The sequence below is a fragment of the Mycolicibacterium duvalii genome (assembly GCF_010726645.1).
In the GTDB taxonomy this organism is placed as follows: Bacteria; Actinomycetota; Actinomycetes; order Mycobacteriales; family Mycobacteriaceae; genus Mycobacterium; species Mycobacterium duvalii.
This window is the reverse complement of record NZ_AP022563.1, coordinates 3,565,895-3,585,657: the sequence shown is the minus strand read 5'-3', so window position 1 is coordinate 3,585,657 and position 19,763 is coordinate 3,565,895. Positions and strand designations below refer to the sequence as shown.

Genomic DNA, 19,763 nt, shown 5'->3' with positions numbered 1-19,763 from the left:
ACCCGCAAGGGGAAAGGGAGTTACGTGCTCGACGTCAACTTCTTCGATGAACTCCGCATCGGTCTCGCGACCGCGGACGACATCCGCAACTGGTCCTACGGCGAGGTCAAGAAGCCGGAGACCATCAACTACCGCACGCTCAAGCCCGAGAAGGACGGCCTGTTCTGCGAGAAGATCTTCGGACCGACTCGCGACTGGGAGTGCTACTGCGGTAAGTACAAGCGCGTCCGCTTCAAGGGCATCATCTGTGAGCGCTGCGGCGTCGAGGTGACCCGCGCCAAGGTGCGCCGTGAGCGGATGGGCCATATCGAACTGGCCGCGCCGGTCACCCACATCTGGTACTTCAAGGGTGTCCCGTCGCGGCTCGGGTATCTGCTCGACCTCGCGCCCAAGGATCTCGAGAAGATCATCTACTTCGCGGCGTACGTGATCACCAGCGTCGACGACGAGATGCGGCACAACGAGCTGTCCACCCTCGAAGCGGAGATGGCCGTCGAACGCAAGGCGCTCGAGGATCAGCGCGACGCCGACCTCGAGGCGCGGGCGCAGAAGCTCGAGGCCGACCTCAAGGAGCTCGAGGAGGAGGGCGCCAAGTCTGATGTGCGCCGCAAGGTGCGCGACGGCGGCGAGCGCGAGATGCGTCAGCTGCGTGACCGGGCCCAGCGCGAGCTCGACCGGCTCGAGGAGATCTGGACGACGTTCACCAAGCTGGCTCCCAAGCAGCTGATCGTCGACGAGCTGCTCTACCGCGAGCTGCAGGATCGCTACGGCGAGTACTTCGAAGGCGCCATGGGCGCGGAGTCGATCAAGAAGCTGATCGAGACCTTCGACATCGAGGCCGAGGCCGACAACCTGCGCGACGTCATCCGCAACGGCAAGGGCCAGAAGAAGCTGCGTGCGCTGAAGCGTCTGAAGGTCGTTGCGGCGTTCCAGACCAATCGGAACTCGCCGATGGGCATGGTGCTCGACGCGGTTCCGGTGATCCCGCCGGAGCTGCGCCCGATGGTGCAGCTCGACGGTGGCCGTTTCGCCACCTCGGACCTCAACGACCTGTACCGCCGCGTCATCAACCGCAACAACCGGTTGAAGCGACTGATCGACCTCGGCGCGCCCGAGATCATCGTCAACAACGAGAAGCGCATGCTGCAGGAGTCGGTGGACGCGCTGTTCGACAACGGCCGCCGTGGCCGCCCGGTCACCGGGCCCGGCAACCGTCCGCTGAAGTCGCTGTCGGATCTGCTCAAGGGCAAGCAGGGCCGGTTCCGCCAGAACCTGCTCGGCAAGCGCGTCGACTACTCGGGCCGTTCGGTCATCGTGGTCGGCCCGCAGCTCAAGCTGCACCAGTGCGGTCTGCCCAAGCTGATGGCACTCGAGCTGTTCAAGCCGTTCGTGATGAAGCGTCTGGTCGACCTGAACCATGCGCAGAACATCAAGAGCGCCAAGCGCATGGTCGAGCGGCAGCGTCCGCAGGTGTGGGACGTCCTCGAAGAGGTCATCGCCGAGCATCCGGTGCTGCTCAACCGCGCGCCGACGCTGCACCGCCTGGGTATCCAGGCCTTCGAGCCGCAGCTGGTCGAGGGCAAGGCGATCCAGCTGCACCCGCTGGTGTGTGAGGCGTTCAACGCCGACTTCGACGGCGACCAGATGGCCGTGCACCTGCCGCTGTCCGCCGAGGCGCAGGCCGAGGCCCGCATCCTGATGCTGTCCTCGAACAACATCCTCTCGCCCGCGTCGGGCCGCCCGCTGGCCATGCCGCGTCTGGACATGGTGACCGGCCTGTACTACCTGACCACCATGGTCGAGGGCGACAAGGGCGAGTACGCCCCGGCCGGCAAGGATCAGCCGGAGACCGGCGTGTACAGCTCCCCGGCCGAGGCCATCATGGCGATGGACCGCGGTGCGCTGAGCGTGCGGGCCAAGATCCGGGTGCGGTTGACGCATCAGCGTCCGCCGACCGAGCTCGAGGCCGAGCTGTTCCCGGAGGGCTGGGAGTTCGGTCGGCCGTGGACGGCCGAGACGACGCTGGGCCGCGTGATGTTCAACGAGCTGTTGCCGCCGACGTACGCGTTCATCAACGAGCAGATGCACAAGAAGGTGCAGGCCCGGATCATCAACGATCTGGCCGAGCGGTTCCCGATGATCGTCGTCGCGCAGACCGTCGACAAGCTCAAGGACGCCGGCTTCTACTGGGCCACCCGCTCGGGTGTCACCGTGTCGATGGCTGATGTGCTCGTTCCACCGCAGAAACAGGAGATCCTGGAGCGGTACGAATCCGAGGCCGACGGCATCGAGAAGAAGTACCAGCGCGGCGCGCTGAACCGCGACGAGCGCAACGAGGCCCTGGTCAAGATCTGGCAGGACGCCACCGAAGAAGTCGGTAAGGCGCTCGAGGAGTTCTACCCCGAGGACAACCCGATCATCACGATCGTGAAGTCCGGAGCGACGGGTAACTTCACCCAGACGCGCACGCTGGCCGGCATGAAGGGTCTGGTGACCAACCCCAAGGGCGAGTTCATCCCGCGTCCGATCAAGTCCTCGTTCCGCGAGGGCCTGACGGTGCTGGAGTACTTCATCAACACCCACGGCGCCCGTAAGGGTCTTGCGGACACCGCGCTGCGTACCGCCGACTCGGGTTACCTGACCCGACGTCTGGTCGACGTGAGCCAGGACGTCATCGTCCGCGAGACCGACTGCGAGACCGAGCGCGGCATCACCGTCACGCTGGCCGAGCAGGCCGAGGACGGCACGCTGGTGCGCGATCAGCACATCGAGACCTCGGCGTACGCCCGGACGCTGGCCACCGACGCGGTCGACACCGACGGCAACGTCGTCGTCGAGCGCGGCCACGACCTGGGTGACCCGGCGATCGACGCGCTGTTGGCCGCCGGCATCACCGAGGTCAAGGTCCGCTCCGTGCTGACGTGTGCAACCGGCACCGGCGTGTGCGCGATGTGCTACGGCCGTTCGATGGCGACCGGCAAGCTGGTCGACATCGGCGAGGCGGTCGGCATCGTGGCCGCGCAGTCCATCGGTGAGCCAGGCACGCAGCTGACGATGCGCACCTTCCACCAGGGTGGTGTGACCGGTGGCGCCGACATCGTCGGTGGTCTGCCCCGTGTGCAGGAGCTGTTCGAGGCCCGCGTTCCGCGTAACCGTGCCCCGATCGCCGACGTCAGCGGGCGGATCCAGCTGGAGGAGAGCGACAAGTTCTACAAGATCACCATCGTCCCCGATGACGGGGGCGAGGAGGTCGTGTACGACAAGCTCTCGCGGCGTCAGCGCCTGAAGGTGTTCAAGCACGACGACGGCTCCGAGCGCCTGCTGACCGACGGCGACCACGTCGAGGTGGGCCAGCAGCTGCTGGAAGGCTCGGCCGACCCGCACGAGGTGCTGCGCGTCCAGGGCCCCCGCGAGGTGCAGATCCACCTCGTCAAGGAGGTCCAGGAGGTCTACCGCGCCCAGGGTGTGTCGATCCACGACAAGCACATCGAGGTCATCGTCCGGCAGATGCTGCGCCGCGTCACGATCATCGATTCGGGTGCGACGGAGTTCCTGCCCGGCTCGCTGACCGAGCGTGGCGAGTTCGAGACCGAGAACCGTCGGGTCGTCGCCGAGGGTGGCGAGCCCGCGGCCGGCCGTCCGGTGTTGATGGGTATCACCAAGGCGTCGCTGGCCACCGATTCGTGGCTGTCGGCGGCGTCGTTCCAGGAGACCACCCGCGTGCTGACCGATGCGGCGATCAATTGCCGCAGCGACAAGCTGCAGGGTCTGAAGGAGAACGTGATCATCGGCAAGCTGATCCCGGCCGGTACCGGTATCAACCGCTACCGCAACATCCAGGTGCAGCCGACCGAAGAGGCCCGCGCTGCGGCGTACACGATCCCGTCCTACGAGGATCAGTACTACAGCCCGGACTTCGGCCAGGCCACCGGTGCCGCGGTGCCGTTGGACGACTACGGCTACTCGGACTACCGGTAAGCAACAACGGAAAAGGCCCCCGCATTCGTGCGGGGGCTTTTTCGTTGGGCGCACTGACGCAATGTCGCGCTGAGAACGCCGGGAAGGGTATATGTACACGGCAACGCCCTCAGGGTGACGTTGTGGCGCTCACTTAGGTCCCGCCTAGACTCGGCGTCGTGCTCATAGGTTCCCATGTCCACGGTGACGATCCCCTGGCTGCGGCGCAGGCCGACGGCGCCGACGTGGTGCAGTTCTTCCTCGGCAACCCGCAGAGCTGGAAGAAGCCCAAGCCGCGCGACGACGCCGAAACGCTCAAGGCCGCACCGATCCCGGTCTACGTGCATGCGCCGTACCTGATCAACGTGGCGTCGGCGAACAACCGTGTGCGAATCCCGTCACGCAAGATCCTGCAGGACACCTGCGACGCGGCCGCCGACGTCGGTGCCACCGCGGTGATCGTGCACGGCGGGCACGCCGACGACAACGACATGGACGCCGGCTTCGAACGCTGGGTCAAGGCGCTGGACTACCTCGAGACCGACGTGCCGGTCTATCTGGAGAACACTGCCGGCGGCGACCACGCGATGGCCCGGCACTTCGACACGATTGCGCGGCTGTGGGATCACATCGGCGACAAGGGCATCGGCTTCTGTCTGGACACCTGCCACGCGTGGGCGGCCGGCGAGGCCTTGATCGACGCGGTGGATCGGATCAAGGCGATCACCGGGCGCATCGACCTGGTGCACTGCAACGACTCCCGCGACGCAGCAGGCTCGGGCGCCGACCGGCACGCCAACTTCGGGCTCGGCCAGATCGACCCGCAGCTGCTCGTCGCGGTGGTCCAGGCGGCCGATGCGCCGGTGATCTGCGAGACCGCCGACGAAGGGCGTAAGGACGACATCGCCTTCCTGCGCGAGCACGTGAAGTGACGGAATTGGTCACACTTCGGTAGCCAAACGCAACATGAACGACGTTCGGCCGAGAGGTTAATTAGGCTATCGCCCGGGAATCACCCCACCCCGCGACGAAAGGCCGACGTGTCCGTTGACGAGGCGTCTCGTGCGTCGACGCAGGTCGTGCCGGATGTCGACGCCTCCGACACGGCCGAAACCGTCGACACCCCCGCCACCGTCGACACGGCCGAGACCGTCGATACGGCCGAGACCGTCGATTCCGGCGCGACCGATCGCCGGGCCCGTCGGCTGCGGGTGCTGCGCTGGGTGGCGGTCTCGGTCTGGGCGGGTGTGGTGGTCTACCGCACGGTCACCGACGGCTTCGCCTTCAACCGCGAGCTGCTGCTGCTCTACATCGCCACCGGTCTGCTGGCCGCGAGCATCGGGCAGGGCCGACGGATGCTCTACGTCGTGCGCGACTGGCTGCCGTTCGCGCTGGTGTTGCTGGCCTACGACCTCAGCCGCGGTGCCGCCACGCTGATCGGCCGCCCGACGCTGTGGCACTGGCAGGTCGACGCCGATCGGTGGCTGTTCTTCGGTGTCATGCCGACGGTGTGGCTGCAGGAACGGCTCAAGCTGCCCACGCCGCCGTGGTGGGAGGTCGTGCTCAGCTCGGTCTACATGTCCTTCTTCATCCTCCCGTACGTCGTCGCCGGCGTGCTGTGGCTGCGCAACCGCGACGAGTGGAAGCGGTTCGTCGCGATGTTCGTCGGCCTGAACTTCGCCGCGTTGGTGGTGTATGCACTCGTCCCGGCCGCGCCGCCGTGGGCGGCGGCCCGGTGCACCCCCGACGACGTGGACGGCGGGCCGTCCGGGCCCTCGTGCATGTTCCGCTCGGCACGCGGTGTCGACGACGGCGGACTGCTGGGGGCGTTGCAGACCTCCCAGGACGGCGCCAACGACTGGATCGAGCGGATCGTCGGGCGGGGGTGGGGCAAGCTCAACCTGCATTCGGCGTCCGCGCTGATCGATCAAGGGCAGGCCGCGGTGAACCTGGTCGCGGCCATCCCGTCCCTGCACGCCGGGATGACGGCTGCAGTCGCCGCGTTCCTGTGGACCCGGGTCAACCGGAAGTGGCGCCCCCTGTTGGTCGCCTATCCGCTGGTCATGGCGTTCACTCTGGTCTACACCGCCGAGCACTTCGTCGTCGACATCCTGCTGGGCTGGGCGTTCGCCGCGGCCGCGGTGGCGATCCTGCATCGCTTCGACCGGCGACGACGAGCCGGTCAGGACGCCTGACGCCGCGCCAAGGCGGGTATGTGTCCGCACATGGGCATCGACATCCTGCTCGCCACCGTCGGTCTGCTTGGTGTTGCCGTCGCCGCGCTGTCGGCGAAGATGCGCCGGCTGCCGATCTCTGAACCGCTGCTCGGGCTGATCGCCGGCGTGCTGATCGGCCCCGCCGCGCTCGACGCGTTGCAGCTGCCACCGATCACCGAAGAGACCACGCTGGTACACGAAGTCAGCCGCGTGCTGCTGGCCGTGTCGGTCATGGCCGTGGCGCTGCGGTACCGCGCGGACGTGCTCAAACACCTGTGGCGGCCGTTGGCGCTGCTGCTTCTGGTGGCGATGCCGGGGATGGCGCTGGTCACCGGTGCGCTCAGTTGGCTCCTGCTCGCCGTCCCGTTTGCGTCCGCCGCGCTGCTCGGTGCGGCCCTGTGCCCGACCGACCCGGTGCTGGCGTCCAGCGTGGTCACCGGCGAGGACGCCGAGCGTGATCTCCCGGCGCGGAACCGCCAGTTGCTGTCGCTGGAGTCGGGCGCCAATGACGGCCTGGCGCTGCCGCTGGTGCTGGCCGCGGTCGCGATCGCCGGCGGGATGAGCGCCGGAGCAGCCGCGCTGGAGTCTCTGTGGCAGGTGCTCGGCGCCGTCGGGTTCGGCGCCGCGGCCGGCTTCGCCGGCGGAAAGGCACTGCGGTGGGGCGAGAAGTACGGAGCCACCGACGCCGCGCCGGCGCTGTTCTTCACCGTGGTACTGGCGCTGGGGATCCTGGGCGTGTCGGGCATCCTGCACGTCGACGGCATCCTCTCCGTCTTCGTCGGCGGCCTGCTGTTCAACGTGGCCGGCACCGGCGCCGACCGGACCGCCGAGGTCCCGATCGACGAGGCCATCAACCGCTTCGCGGTGCTGCCGCTGTTCGTGCTGCTCGGTGCGGCGCTGCCCTGGGAGGCGTGGACGGCTCTGGGCTGGGGTGGCATCGGATTGGCGGTCGCTGTGCTCCTCCTGCGTCGATTGCCGCTGCTGTTGCTGCTGCGCCGGCCGCTGACGTTGACGACGCCCGACGCCCTCTACCTCGGATGGTTCGGGCCGGTCGGGGTGTCGGCCCTGTTCTATCTGACGATGGAGGCCGACCGTCTCGGTATCGACGAGACGGTGCTCGCCGCCGGGACGTTGGTGCTGGTGGCCAGCACGGTGGCCTTCGGTCTCACCGGGGTCGTCGGCCGCGCCCTGTACGCGAAGTCGGCGGCGTCGGCACCCGCCGCACCCTGAGGTATTACAACTCTTGTGTGGCCGTCGTGAAAATGTAACAGTGGACGTATGGACACCCATGTGGTCACCAATCAGGTCCCGCCCCTGGAGGACTTCAACCCGGCCGCGTCGCCGGTGCTGGCCGAAGCGCTGATCCGCGAGGGTGGCGAGTGGGGCGTCGACGAGGTCCACGAGTTGGGCGCAGTCGGTGGCTCCCCCCGGGCGCAGCGCTGGGGCGACCTCGCCGACCGCAACCGGCCGGTGCTGCACACCCACGACCGCTACGGCCACCGCGTCGATGAAGTCGAGTACGACCCGGCCTATCACGAGTTGATGACCGTCGCGATCGGTCACGGACTGCACGCCGCACCGTGGGCCGACGAGCGGTCCGGCGCGCACGTCGTCCGTGCCGCGAAGACGTCGGTGTGGACACCCGAACCCGGCCACATCTGTCCGATCTCGATGACCTACGCGGTGGTGCCGGCGCTGCGGCACAACCCCGACCTGGCCGCCGCCTACGAACCGTTGCTGACCAGCCGCGTCTACGACCCGGAGCTGAAGGTGCCCGCCACCAAGGCCGGCATCACCGCCGGCATGTCGATGACCGAGAAGCAGGGCGGCTCCGATGTCCGCGCCGGGACCACCGAGGCCACCCCCAACGGTGACGGCAGCTACTCGCTGCGGGGACACAAGTGGTTCACCTCCGCGCCGATGTGCGACGTCTTCTTGGTGCTCGCCCAGGCGCCGGGCGGCCTGAGCTGCTTCTTCCTGCCGCGCGTGCTGCCCGACGGCACTCGCAACCGGATGTTCCTGCAGCGTCTCAAGGACAAGTTGGGTAATCACGCCAACGCGTCGAGCGAAGTCGAATACGACGGCGCCACAGCCTGGTTGGTCGGTGAAGAGGGCAGAGGAGTGCCGACGATCATCGAGATGGTCAACCTGACCCGGCTGGACTGCACGCTGGGCAGCGCGACCAGCATGCGCAACGGGCTGATGCGGGCCACCCATCACGCTCAGCACCGCAGCGCGTTCGGGGCCTACCTGATCGATCAGCCGCTGATGCGCAACGTGCTCGCCGACCTCGCCGTCGAGGCCGAGGCCGCGACGATGCTGGCGATGCGGATGGCCGGGGCCACCGACCGCGCCGTCCGCGGCGATGAGCGCGAAACCCTTTTTCGCAGAATCGGTCTCGCCGCGGCCAAGTACTGGGTGTGCAAGCGTGCCACCGGCCACGCCGCGGAGGCGATGGAATGTCTGGGTGGTAACGGCTACGTCGAGGACTCCGGCATGCCGCGGCTCTACCGTGAGGCGCCGCTGATGGGGATCTGGGAGGGGTCGGGCAACGTCAGCGCACTGGACACGTTGCGCGCCATGGCCACCCAGCCCGAGTGCATCGAGGTGCTGTTCGACGAGTTGGCCGCGACCCGGGGCCATGATCCGCGGCTGGACGCCCACGTCGACGCGCTGCGGCCGCAGCTCGAGGATCTGGAGAGCATCCAGTACCGGGGCCGCAAGGTCACCGAGGACATCGCGCTGGCACTGCAGGGCGCGCTGGTGGTCCGCCATGGTCACCCGGCCGTCGCGGAAGCGTTCCTGGCCAGCCGGCTCGGCGGTCAGTGGGGAGGTGCCTACGGCACGCTGCCGACGGGGCTGGATCTCGCGCCGATCCTCGAGCGCGCCCTGGTCAAGGCATGACTCACGCCATCAGGCCCGTCGACTTCGACAACCTCAAGACGATGACCTACGAGGTCACCGGCCGCGTCGCCCGCATCACGTTCAACCGGCCCGAGGCGGGCAATGCGATCATCGCCGACACGCCCTTGGAACTGTCGGCGCTCGTGGAACGGGCCGATCTGGACCCCAACGTCCACGTCATCCTGGTGTCCGGGCGCGGCCAGGGGTTCTGCGCCGGGTTCGACCTGTCCGCCTACGCCGAGGGTGCGTCGTCGGCCGGCGGCGGCAGCCCGTACCGAGACACCGTGCTCTCGGGCAGGACGCAGGCGATCAACCATCTGCCCGACCAGCCGTGGGACCCGATGATCGACTACCAGATGATGAGCCGGTTCGTGCGGGGCTTCTCCAGCCTGATGCGCGCCGACAAGCCCACCGTGGTCAAGATCCACGGGTACTGCGTGGCCGGCGGGACCGACATCGCGCTGCACGCAGACCAGGTGATCGCCGCGGCCGACGCCAAGATCGGTTACCCACCCACCCGGGTGTGGGGAGTTCCGGCGGCGGGCATGTGGGCCCACCGGCTCGGTGACCAGCGCGCCAAACGTCTACTGCTGACCGGTGATTGCCTCACCGGCGCGCAGGCCGCGGAATGGGGGCTGGCCGTCGAGGCGCCCGAACCCGACCAACTCGACGAGCGCACCGAGCGGCTGGTCGAACGGATCGCTGCCGTCCCGATCAACCAGCTGATCATGGTCAAACTGGCGATGAACAGCGCCCTATACAACCAGGGCGTGGCCAACAGCGCGATGATCTCCACGGTGTTCGACGGCATCGCCCGGCACACGCCCGAAGGGCATGCGTTCGTCGCGCAGGCCCGCGAACACGGGTTCCGCGACGCGGTCCGCCGCCGCGACGAGCCGTTCGGTGACCACGGGCGCACCGCCTCGGGGGTCTGACAGTGACGCAGCCGCTGACGCGTATGACGGCGCGCTCGGTCATCCTCAGCGTGCTGCTCGGCGCTCATCCGGCCTCGGCCGGCGCGGCCGAACTCGTCCGCCTCACCGCCGATTTCGGCATCCGGGAGGCCACCGTGCGCGTCGCGTTGACGCGCATGGTCGCCGCGGGCGATCTGGTCCGGGCGGCAGACGGCTACCGGCTCTCCGAACGGCTGATGGCCCGGCAGCGCCGGCAGGACGATGCGATCGATCCGCGCCGCCGCGCCTGGGACGGCACCTGGACGGCGCTGGTGGTAACCAGCGTCGGCGCCGACCCGCGCACCCGCGCGGGACTGCGAAACACTCTGCAGAACAGCCGGTTCGGTGAACTCCGCGAGGGTCTGTGGCTGCGCCCGGACAACCTCGAGAACCAGCTTGCCGACGACATCACCGAGCATGTGCGCGTGCTGAGCGTGCGCGACGCCGAACCGGCCGGATTGGCCGCGCAACTGTGGGATCTGCACGGCTGGGCGCAGACGGGGGAGACACTGCTCTCGGCGATGGCCGATGCGACCGACGTCCCGGGCCGTTTTCTGGTGGCCGCGGCCATCGTCCGGCACCTGCTCACCGACCCGGTGCTGCCCGACGAACTGTTGCCGGCGCACTGGCCCGGCGAGCGGTTGCGCAGCGCCTACCAGGATTTCGCCGCCGAACTGGTGGCGCGACGCGACGGAGCGGCCCTGATGGAGGCGACATGAGCGGAGGCGGCATGAGCGGTGGAGTGCGAGTCGAGAAGAGCGGGCCGGTCACCACGGTGATCATGAACCGGCCGCAGGCCCGCAACGCCGTCAACGGCCCGGCGGCCGAGGAGTTGCACGCGGCGTTCGACGAGTTCGACCGGGACGACGCGGCGGCGGTGGCGGTGCTGTGGGGCGACAACGGAACATTCTGTGCGGGTGCCGATCTCAAGGCGCTCGGCACACCGGACTCCAACCCGGTGCACCGCACCGGCCCGGGACCGATGGGGCCGAGCCGCATGGTGTTGTCCAAGCCGGTGATCGCGGCGGTGAGCGGCTACGCCGTCGCGGGCGGCCTGGAACTGGCGCTGTGGTGTGACCTGCGGGTGGTCGAGCAGGACGCCGTCATGGGCGTGTTCTGCCGGCGCTGGGGGGTCCCCCTGATCGACGGCGGCACCGTGCGGCTGCCCCGGCTCATCGGCCACAGCCGCGCGATGGACCTGATCCTGACCGGGCGCGCGGTCCACGCCGACGAGGCACAGGCGATCGGGCTCGCCAACCGCGTGGTGCCGACCGGGCAGGCCCGTGAACGCGCCGAGGAGCTGGCCGCCGAACTGGCCGCGCTACCCCAGCAGTGCCTGCGGGCCGACCGGATGTCGGTGCTCAACCAGTGGGGCTGCTCGGAAGCCGAGGCGATGGACTTCGAGTTCGGGAGCATGTCGCGGGTCGCGGCGGAATCCCTGGCCGGAGCCGCCCGATTCGCGGGCGGCGCGGGCCGTCACGGCGCCCCGGCCTGACGCGCCGGTCTCAACCGCGGGTGATGCTGTTGTTGTTGCCGGTGTCGTTCACCTGGGGGTCGCCGGCGCGGTAGGTGACGGTGTTGTTGAGTCCGACCACCGACAGTTCCTTGTCCACCCGGTCGAAGTTGATGCGGTTGTCCGATCCGCCGATGTTGACGTTGGCGCAGGTCCCGACCACCGTCAGGGTGTTGTTGGAACCGCCGACGTTCAGCGACTTGCCGTCCGCGCAGTCGATCTCGGTCGTGGTGCTGAACGAGCCGTAGTTGATCGTGTTGCCGATCTCGATCTGGGCCCCGGACGAGCCCGCGGTGGCCGTGGGGTCGGTGTCGTCCTCGCTGGTGGCACCGCAGCCGGCCAGCGTCAGCGCCAGTGCGGACAGGGCGGCGATTCCGTACGAACGCAAAGACATGTCAAGCGGGTACCCGATTGATCCGGTTGGTCATCCCCAATTCCCGGCCGCGGTCCCACACGATCGGCTCGCCGCCCTTGTAGAACACCGTCTGGTCGTAGCCGTAGACGGTGATGTCGTTGATCACGTTGTCTACGACGACGACGTTCGACGAGCCCTGCACCGTCACCGCCCAGCAGGTGCCGATCGCGTTGACCTGGTTGTTGGCACCGTTGACGAACACCGTCGCGTTCTTGCAGTCGATGGTCTGGACCATGCCCACCCCGGTGATGTGGGTGTCGCCGTTCTCTGCCGACGCCGGCGGCGCCGCGAACACCGCGGCGAATCCGAGCGCACCTACGACCAGCAACCGTCCCGCAGACGTCGACTTCATGGCGAAAAGCCTACGACGCCACAAGGTGCTTGAGCTAGTTCCTCTCGGTACCGTGAGCGGCAATGATGCGTCAACGTGCCGGGGTGTGGATCGGGGCGGCCCTGTCCGCGCTGATCGTCGCCGGCTGCGCGCAGACCGTGCCGGGCACCGCCCAGCGCGAGGACGCGAACGCCGACAGCGGTCGCAGTTACGGATACGTCGACGACAGCTGCGGACTGCTCGACGACTCGACGGTGAAGGAAACGCTGGGCGCCGACGAGCTGGCACGGCCCTACAGCGGGGCGGTGTGTCAGTACGTGCTGTCGAGGGGTGCGGCTCCGGCGCTCATCGACGTCACGTTCTCGTGGTTCGCGACCGGGACGCTGGCGCGGGAGCGGACGTTGGCCGAGCGGCGCGGCGGCGTCGTCACCGACATCGTGGTGGAACGGCGCCCGGCGTTCACCGCGCGTCGCGACGTCACCGGGGCGGCATGCTCGGCGACCGCGGCCGCCGGGTCGGGGGTCGTGAGCTGGTGGGTGCAGTACCGGGGGCGCGACGCCGGAGAACCGTGCGTGGCCGCCGAGAAATTGCTGACCGCGACGCTGCGCTCGGACATGTGACGTGCGGATCCTCCAGCAGCTGTCCATCGCCGCCGTCGGTCTGGCCCTGGCCGGGTGCGGCGGCACCGAGCCGCCGGCCGAACCGGCATCCGCCACGGCGTCCGGATTCGAGAGCCGGGACTGCAACGGCATCACCGACGCCGACGTCGACGCCGCCGTCGGCGCGCCGATGTTCGAGCAGGCCGTGGTGGGCGACGCCGGCTGCTTCTGGCAGGAAGACACGGTGATCGGCTTCGTCGGGGTCGGCATGGGCATCTCGACGTGGTGGTACCGCGGCAGCGACATGAACACCGAACGCGAGCTCGAAGCGCTGGCCGGGCGCACCCTGGCCGAGCTGTCCATCGACGGCAACAAGGGCTTCAAGGCCTACGACAACACCGCGTGCAGTATCTACGTCGCCAAGGGCGGCGATGTCATCACCTGGTCGATCCAGACGCTGAACTCGGCGACGTTGCCAGACTTGTGTTCGGTCGTCGAACAGCTGGCGCAGCTCAGCCAGGAGCGGGTGAACTAGAGTTGCGCGACATGGCAGTCCGGCCGCCGCGTTCGGCGAAATTGAGTCGCGACGCCATCGTCAACGCCGCACTGACCTTCCTGGATCGCGAGGGCTGGGACGCGCTGACCATCAACGCGCTGGCCAACCAGCTCGGCACCAAGGGCCCGTCGCTGTACAACCACGTGCACAGCCTCGACGACCTGCGGCGCACCGTCCGCATGCGGGTGGTCGGCGACATCATCGAGATGCTCAACACCGTCGCACAGGGGCGCAGCCCCGACGACGCGGTGGTGGTCATGGCCAGCGCCTACCGCAGCTACGCCCACCACCATCCCGGGCGGTACTCGGCGTTCACCCGGATGCCGCTGGGCGGCGACGACCCCGAGTTCACCGACGCCACCCACGCGGCCGCCGCACCGGTCATCTCGGTGCTGGCGGCCTACGGCCTCGACGAGGAGGCCGCGTTCTACGCCGCGCTGGAGTTCTGGTCGGCGATGCACGGCTTCGTCCTGCTGGAGATGACCGGGGTGATGGCCGGCATCGACACCGACGCCGTCTTCACGGACATGGTCATGCGTCTGGCCGCCGGAATGCGGTCCCGCTGACGCCTCCGGAGCCGAGATCCGCAGGTCAGCGGGTTTTGTCGAGGTCCGCGACCCTGGTATTGTGGATCGTCGTGCCTGGCAGACAAGGGCGCCTGCGGTTCCTGACTGTCTCAAGAACCACGAGCAAAGCCTGCACTCCGGGCCAATTTGCATGTCCTCCGTGTTCGGTGAGTCGGGAATTGCCCGAGAGCCACGGCTGGCCGCATGCGACACGCCCGGCTGCGGGGTAAGCAGCGGGGGCGTAACAGCAGGACAAGAGAACTTAGAACAGCAAGCACCACAGAACGAGCAACACAGAAAGCCGGTACATGCCAACCATCAACCAGCTGGTCCGTAAGGGTCGCCGCGACAAGATCGCCAAGGTGAAGACCGCGGCCCTCAAGGGCAGCCCGCAGCGTCGCGGTGTGTGCACCCGCGTGTACACGACGACCCCGAAGAAGCCGAACTCGGCGCTTCGCAAGGTCGCGCGTGTGCGGCTGACCAGCGCGGTCGAGGTCACCGCCTACATCCCGGGCGAGGGCCACAACCTGCAGGAGCACTCGATGGTGCTGGTGCGCGGCGGTCGTGTGAAGGACCTGCCCGGTGTGCGCTACAAGATCATCCGCGGGTCCCTGGACACCCAGGGTGTGAAGAACCGCAAGCAGGCCCGCAGCCGTTACGGCGCGAAGAAGGAGAAGAGCTGATGCCGCGCAAGGGACCCGCGCCCAAGCGTCCGTTGGTCAACGATCCGGTCTACGGGTCGCAGCTGGTCACCCAGCTGGTCAACAAAGTTCTGCTGGACGGGAAGAAATCACTGGCCGAGCGCATTGTTTACGGTGCGCTCGAACAGGCCCGTGAGAAGACCGGCACCGACCCCGTGGTGACGCTCAAGCGCGCCATGGACAACGTCAAGCCCGCCCTCGAGGTCCGCAGCCGTCGCGTCGGTGGTGCGACCTACCAGGTTCCCGTCGAGGTCCGGCCGGACCGGTCGACCACGCTGGCCCTGCGCTGGCTGGTGAGTTTCTCCAAGCAGCGTCGCGAGAAGACCATGATCGAGCGCCTGGCCAACGAGATCCTCGACGCCAGCAACGGCCTGGGTGCCGCCGTCAAACGACGCGAGGACACCCACAAGATGGCCGAAGCGAACCGGGCCTTCGCGCACTACCGCTGGTGACGGCCGCCGGCGGCGCCGGCGAATGAACAGCAAACTACCAAGCGAAAGAGAAGACTTCTGTGGCACAGAAGGACGTGCTTACCGACCTGAACCGGGTCCGCAACATCGGCATCATGGCGCACATCGATGCCGGCAAGACGACGACGACCGAGCGCATCCTGTACTACACGGGCGTCAACTACAAGATCGGTGAGACGCACGACGGTGCGTCGACCACCGACTGGATGGAGCAGGAGCAGGAGCGCGGCATCACGATCACCTCGGCCGCAGTGACCTGCTTCTGGAACGACAACCAGATCAACATCATCGACACCCCCGGGCACGTCGACTTCACCGTCGAGGTGGAGCGCTCGCTGCGCGTCCTCGACGGCGCCGTGGCCGTGTTCGACGGCAAAGAGGGCGTGGAGCCGCAGTCCGAGCAGGTGTGGCGGCAGGCCGACAAGTACGACGTCCCGCGTATCTGCTTCGTCAACAAGATGGACAAGCTGGGCGCGGACTTCTACTTCACCGTGCGCACCATCGAGGAGCGCCTGGGCGCCAAGCCGCTGGTCATCCAGCTGCCGATCGGCGCGGAGAACGACTTCATCGGCATCATCGACCTGGTCGAGATGAAGGCCAAGGTGTGGCGCGGCGAGACCGCCCTCGGTGAGAAGTACGAGGTCGAGGACATCCCGGCCGAGCTCGCCGAGCAGGCCGACGAGTACCGCACCAAGCTGCTCGAGACGGTCGCCGAGACCGACGAGGAGCTGCTGGAGAAGTACTTCGGTGGCGAAGAGCTCACGGTCGACGAGATCAAGGGCGCGATCCGCAAGCTGACCGTGGCCAGCGAGCTGTACCCGGTGCTGTGCGGCAGCGCGTTCAAGAACAAGGGCGTACAGCCCATGCTCGACGCCGTCATCGACTACCTGCCCTCGCCGCTGGACGTCGAGAACGTGCAGGGCCACGTCCCCAACAAGGAGGACGAGGTCATCACCCGCAGGCCGTCGACCGACGAGCCGTTCTCGGCGCTGGCGTTCAAGATCGCGGTGCACCCGTTCTTCGGCAAGCTGACCTACGTCCGGGTGTACTCGGGCACCGTCGAGTCCGGCTCGCAGGTCGTGAACTCCACGAAGGGCAAGAAGGAGCGGCTGGGCAAGCTGTTCCAGATGCACGCCAACAAGGAGAACCCGGTCGAGCGGGCCAGCGCGGGTCACATCTACGCCGTGATCGGGCTGAAGGACACCACCACCGGTGACACCCTCTCCGACGCCAACGAGCAGATCGTGCTCGAGTCGATGACCTTCCCGGATCCGGTGATCGAGGTGGCCATCGAGCCCAAGACCAAGAGTGACCAGGAGAAGCTGGGCACCGCGATCCAGAAGCTCGCCGAAGAGGATCCGACCTTCAAGGTGCACCTGGACCAGGAGACCGGCCAGACCGTGATCGGCGGCATGGGCGAGCTGCACCTGGACATCCTGGTGGACCGCATGCGCCGCGAGTTCAAGGTCGAGGCCAACGTCGGCAAGCCGCAGGTGGCCTACCGCGAGACCATCAAGCGCAAGGTCGAGAAGGTCGAGTTCACCCACAAGAAGCAGACGGGTGGCTCCGGCCAGTTCGCCAAGGTGCTCATCGACCTCGAGCCGTTCAGCGGCGAGGACGGTGCCACCTACGAGTTCGAGAACAAGGTCACCGGTGGCCGTATCCCGCGTGAGTACATCCCGTCGGTGGATGCCGGTGCGCAGGACGCCATGCAGTACGGCGTGCTCGCCGGCTACCCGCTGGTGAACCTGAAGGTCACGCTGCTCGACGGCGCCTTCCACGAGGTCGACTCGTCGGAAATGGCGTTCAAGGTGGCCGGCTCCCAGGTGCTGAAGAAGGCCGCGCAGGCCGCGCAGCCCGTCATCCTGGAGCCCATCATGGCCGTCGAGGTCACCACCCCCGAGGACTACATGGGTGAGGTGATCGGCGACCTGAACTCCCGCCGTGGTCAGATCCAGGCCATGGAGGAGCGGAGCGGTGCCCGTGTCGTCAAGGCGCAGGTCCCGCTCTCGGAGATGTTCGGCTACGTCGGAGACCTTCGGTCGAAGACCCAGGGCCGGGCGAACTACTCCATGGTGTTCGACTCGTACGCCGAGGTTCCGGCGAACGTGTCGAAGGAGATCATCGCGAAGGCGACGGGTCAGTGAGCATCGACGGCCGCCCAGCGGCCCGAGGCGCGGAGCTGATCCGGAGTCGAGCAATGGGCAGCGCGAAGGCGACGGGTCAGTAATCCCGCGTTCTCGCAGGTCTGGTAAGACCACACAACTGAACACATCGAAATTGCTTTAGAAGAAGCACCAACACAGTCCAGGAGGACAACACAGTGGCGAAGGCGAAGTTCGAGCGGACGAAGCCGCACGTCAACATCGGGACCATCGGTCACGTTGACCACGGCAAGACCACGCTGACCGCAGCTATCACCAAGGTTCTGCACGACAAGTTCCCGGAGTTGAACGAGTCGCGCGCATTCGACCAGATCGACAATGCGCCCGAGGAGCGTCAGCGCGGTATCACGATCAACATCTCCCACGTGGAGTACCAGACCGACAAGCGGCACTACGCCCACGTGGATGCCCCCGGTCACGCTGACTACATCAAGAACATGATCACCGGTGCCGCCCAGATGGACGGCGCGATCCTGGTGGTCGCCGCCACGGACGGCCCGATGCCCCAGACCCGTGAGCACGTGCTGCTCGGCCGCCAGGTCGGCGTGCCCTACATCCTGGTCGCGTTGAACAAGGCCGACATGGTCGACGACGAGGAGCTGCTCGAGCTCGTCGAGATGGAGGTCCGCGAGCTGCTGGCCGCCCAGGACTTCGACGAGGACGCCCCGGTCATCCGCGTCTCGGCGCTGAAGGCGCTCGAGGGCGACGAGAAGTGGGTCAAGTCCGTCGAGGAGCTCATGGAGGCCGTGGACGAGTCCATCCCGGACCCGGTTCGCGAGACCGACAAGCCGTTCCTGATGCCCGTCGAGGACGTCTTCACGATCACCGGCCGCGGCACCGTGGTCACCGGTCGTGTGGAGCGCGGTGTGGTCAACGTGAACGAGGAAGTCGAGATCGTCGGCATCCGCGAGGGGACCACCAAGACCACCGTCACCGGTGTCGAGATGTTCCGCAAGCTGCTCGATCAGGGCCAGGCCGGTGACAACGTCGGTCTGTTGCTGCGCGGTATCAAGCGTGAGGACGTCGAGCGCGGCCAGGTCGTGGTCAAGCCCGGCACCACCACCCCGCACACCGAGTTCGAGGGCAGCGTCTACATCCTGTCCAAGGACGAGGGTGGCCGCCACACGCCGTTCTTCAACAACTACCGTCCGCAGTTCTACTTCCGGACCACGGACGTGACCGGCGTGGTGACCCTGCCCGAGGGCACCGAGATGGTGATGCCCGGTGACAACACCGACATCTCCGTCAAGCTGATCCAGCCCGTCGCCATGGACGAGGGCCTGCGCTTCGCGATCCGCGAGGGCGGCCGTACCGTCGGCGCCGGCCGCGTCACCAAGATCGTCAAGTGACGATCTGACTCAGTACCGCGAAGCGGCGCTCACCTTCGGGTGGGCGCCGCTTTTCGTTTTCTCGACTTCTACCGGTGCTGGTCCGCGCGGAATTGTTCGACAATCGCTGAGGAAATCCTGCCGCGGTCTCCGACCGCCAGGCCCCGTTCCCGTGCCCAGGCCCGGATTTCCCTGTCTCCCACCGGCTCCGGTGCGGCCGGAGTCTCTGGCCGGCCTCGGAAGTCGGTGGCGGTGTGCAGTTCATGTTCGTGCAGACAGGCACCCAGCCAGCGGTAGATCCATTCCTGGGCCAGCGCGCGCGATTCGACGAACACGATCGGCAGTGACGGGAAGCGCGCCTGCGCCTCGGCCAGCGCTTCGGCCACAGCGGAGGCGCTGACGTGCTCGAGCCTGAAGATCCGCGAGTACCCCGACTCGACGACGACGGCCGCGCGCGGGAGGCTTGCCAGCTCGGCCAATTGATAGGTGAGCTTGCCGGACAGCAGCCCGGCGGACAGATCTTCGATGCTCTTGCGTTCCGCTGAAGCGACCAGCACATCGCCGCAGTAGACGGCGTAGTCTCCGGCCGGCAGCGCGCGGCGGATCGTGGTGGCCTGTTGGTCGCCGAACTTGTAGCCGTAACGCTCGTGGCTGTCCACCGCGATCTCCAGGGTCCGGCCGTGTGCTCGGGCGGTGGGCAGTGCGACATTGGGTCGCGCTTGTCGGGCGGTGCGGCGAGATTGCCAGAACACCATCTCGCGGCCACGGGCTCGGGTGAGCACGAATTGCGACCGGTTCTCTCGTCCGCGTTCGAGCACCAGATCGATGGCGGCCCCACGTCTGCTGATCGAGCGGACCGCCAGCCGCTCAATCACTTCGGCGTCCGCCGGCCACTGTTCGAGCCGGTGGCAGTACACCTTGTTGGTCCGTGGCCACGTCTCCCGGGTCTTCAAGATCACGCCTTCGGTGCCCAAGGGCAACCGAATGAGGTACGGCAATGTCGTACCTTCCTCCGGGTTTCGGGCGATGAGCATGTCCTCGGGCATCGGTCTCACCCTGCATCACGCGTGTAGCGGTGGCAACGCTGTA

General features: G+C 67.5%; 18 protein-coding genes. 15 read left to right on the top strand and 3 right to left on the bottom strand.

Translation table 11 applies throughout. The features are described 5' to 3' along the window. Positions 1-24 precede the first annotated feature (24 nt). The 8 genes from G6N31_RS16985 to G6N31_RS16950 all read left to right on the top strand — a co-directional run bounded on the left by G6N31_RS16985 (position 25) and on the right by G6N31_RS16950 (position 11,525). Positions 25-3,978, top strand: a complete 3,954-nt coding sequence (locus G6N31_RS16985; protein WP_098002433.1) for a DNA-directed RNA polymerase subunit beta' — start codon at positions 25-27, stop codon at positions 3,976-3,978. A 158-nt stretch (positions 3,979-4,136) separates the two neighbouring features. Continuing rightward, entirely contained in the window at positions 4,137-4,889 is a 753-nt protein-coding gene (locus G6N31_RS16980; protein ID WP_098002434.1) for a deoxyribonuclease IV, read from the top strand. Positions 4,890-5,162: 273 nt separating this feature from the next. After that, positions 5,163-6,152 (top strand): phosphatase PAP2 family protein, encoded by a 990-nt coding sequence (locus tag G6N31_RS16975; RefSeq protein WP_163722469.1) that lies wholly within the window; start codon positions 5,163-5,165, stop codon positions 6,150-6,152. A 30-nt stretch (positions 6,153-6,182) separates the two neighbouring features. Next, entirely contained in the window at positions 6,183-7,403 is a 1,221-nt protein-coding gene (locus G6N31_RS16970; RefSeq protein ID WP_098002436.1) for a cation:proton antiporter domain-containing protein, read from the top strand. A gap of 48 nt (positions 7,404-7,451) precedes the next feature. After that, complete coding sequence (locus tag G6N31_RS16965) at positions 7,452-9,077, top strand: acyl-CoA dehydrogenase family protein (RefSeq protein WP_098002437.1); 1,626 nt, start codon at positions 7,452-7,454, stop codon at positions 9,075-9,077. Further along, positions 9,074-10,012: a crotonase/enoyl-CoA hydratase family protein gene (locus G6N31_RS16960; RefSeq protein WP_098002438.1), complete on the top strand. Its 939-nt coding sequence runs from the start codon at positions 9,074-9,076 to the stop codon at positions 10,010-10,012. Before G6N31_RS16965 ends, G6N31_RS16960 begins: the two co-directional genes overlap by 4 nt. A 23-nt stretch (positions 10,013-10,035) precedes the next feature. Continuing rightward, a complete protein-coding gene (locus tag G6N31_RS16955; protein WP_098002537.1) occupies positions 10,036-10,749 on the top strand; it encodes a PaaX family transcriptional regulator C-terminal domain-containing protein in 714 nt (237 codons plus the stop codon). Positions 10,750-10,760: 11 nt separating this feature from the next. Next, positions 10,761-11,525 carry a crotonase/enoyl-CoA hydratase family protein gene (locus G6N31_RS16950; RefSeq protein WP_179964193.1) on the top strand — a complete coding sequence of 255 codons (765 nt, stop codon included), beginning with the start codon at positions 10,761-10,763 and terminating at the stop codon, positions 11,523-11,525. Between the two features lie 10 nt (positions 11,526-11,535). Here G6N31_RS16950 and G6N31_RS16945 read toward each other — a convergent pair whose 3' ends face one another. Next, positions 11,536-11,937, bottom strand: a complete 402-nt coding sequence (locus tag G6N31_RS16945) for a DUF3060 domain-containing protein (RefSeq protein ID WP_098002440.1) — start codon at positions 11,935-11,937, stop codon at positions 11,536-11,538. 1 nt (position 11,938) lies between these two features. Beyond that, positions 11,939-12,310, bottom strand: a complete 372-nt coding sequence (locus G6N31_RS16940; protein ID WP_098002441.1) for a DUF3060 domain-containing protein — start codon at positions 12,308-12,310, stop codon at positions 11,939-11,941. 65 nt (positions 12,311-12,375) lie between these two features. Here G6N31_RS16940 and G6N31_RS16935 point away from each other — a divergent pair, with 65 nt between their 5' ends. The 7 genes from G6N31_RS16935 (at position 12,376) to tuf (ending at position 18,695) form a co-directional block, all read left to right on the top strand. Continuing rightward, the gene (locus tag G6N31_RS16935; protein ID WP_098002538.1) at positions 12,376-12,909 is read left to right on the top strand and encodes a DUF3558 domain-containing protein; all 534 of its coding nucleotides are present in this window, start codon (positions 12,376-12,378) and stop codon (positions 12,907-12,909) included. Position 12,910: 1 nt separating this feature from the next. After that, positions 12,911-13,423: a DUF3558 domain-containing protein gene (locus tag G6N31_RS16930; RefSeq protein WP_098002442.1), complete on the top strand. Its 513-nt coding sequence runs from the start codon at positions 12,911-12,913 to the stop codon at positions 13,421-13,423. An 11-nt stretch (positions 13,424-13,434) separates the two neighbouring features. Beyond that, positions 13,435-14,010 (top strand): TetR/AcrR family transcriptional regulator, encoded by a 576-nt coding sequence (locus G6N31_RS16925; RefSeq protein ID WP_098002539.1) that lies wholly within the window; start codon positions 13,435-13,437, stop codon positions 14,008-14,010. Positions 14,011-14,318: 308 nt separating this feature from the next. Next, positions 14,319-14,693: a 30S ribosomal protein S12 gene (gene rpsL / locus G6N31_RS16920; protein ID WP_003929602.1), complete on the top strand. Its 375-nt coding sequence runs from the start codon at positions 14,319-14,321 to the stop codon at positions 14,691-14,693. Continuing rightward, positions 14,693-15,163, top strand: coding sequence for a 30S ribosomal protein S7 (gene rpsG / locus G6N31_RS16915; RefSeq protein ID WP_059015889.1), 471 nt, complete (start codon positions 14,693-14,695; stop codon positions 15,161-15,163). Before rpsL ends, rpsG begins: the two co-directional genes overlap by 1 nt. Positions 15,164-15,222: 59 nt before the next feature. Further along, positions 15,223-17,328, top strand: coding sequence for an elongation factor G (gene fusA / locus G6N31_RS16910; RefSeq protein WP_098002443.1), 2,106 nt, complete (start codon positions 15,223-15,225; stop codon positions 17,326-17,328). A 176-nt stretch (positions 17,329-17,504) separates the two neighbouring features. Further along, positions 17,505-18,695, top strand: a complete 1,191-nt coding sequence (tuf, locus tag G6N31_RS16905) for an elongation factor Tu (protein WP_098002444.1) — start codon at positions 17,505-17,507, stop codon at positions 18,693-18,695. Positions 18,696-18,763: 68 nt separating this feature from the next. On the opposite strand, the gene G6N31_RS16900 is transcribed toward tuf, so the two are convergent. Further along, positions 18,764-19,720: an ERCC4 domain-containing protein gene (locus tag G6N31_RS16900; RefSeq protein ID WP_098002445.1), complete on the bottom strand. Its 957-nt coding sequence runs from the start codon at positions 19,718-19,720 to the stop codon at positions 18,764-18,766. Positions 19,721-19,763: the final 43 nt, after the last annotated feature.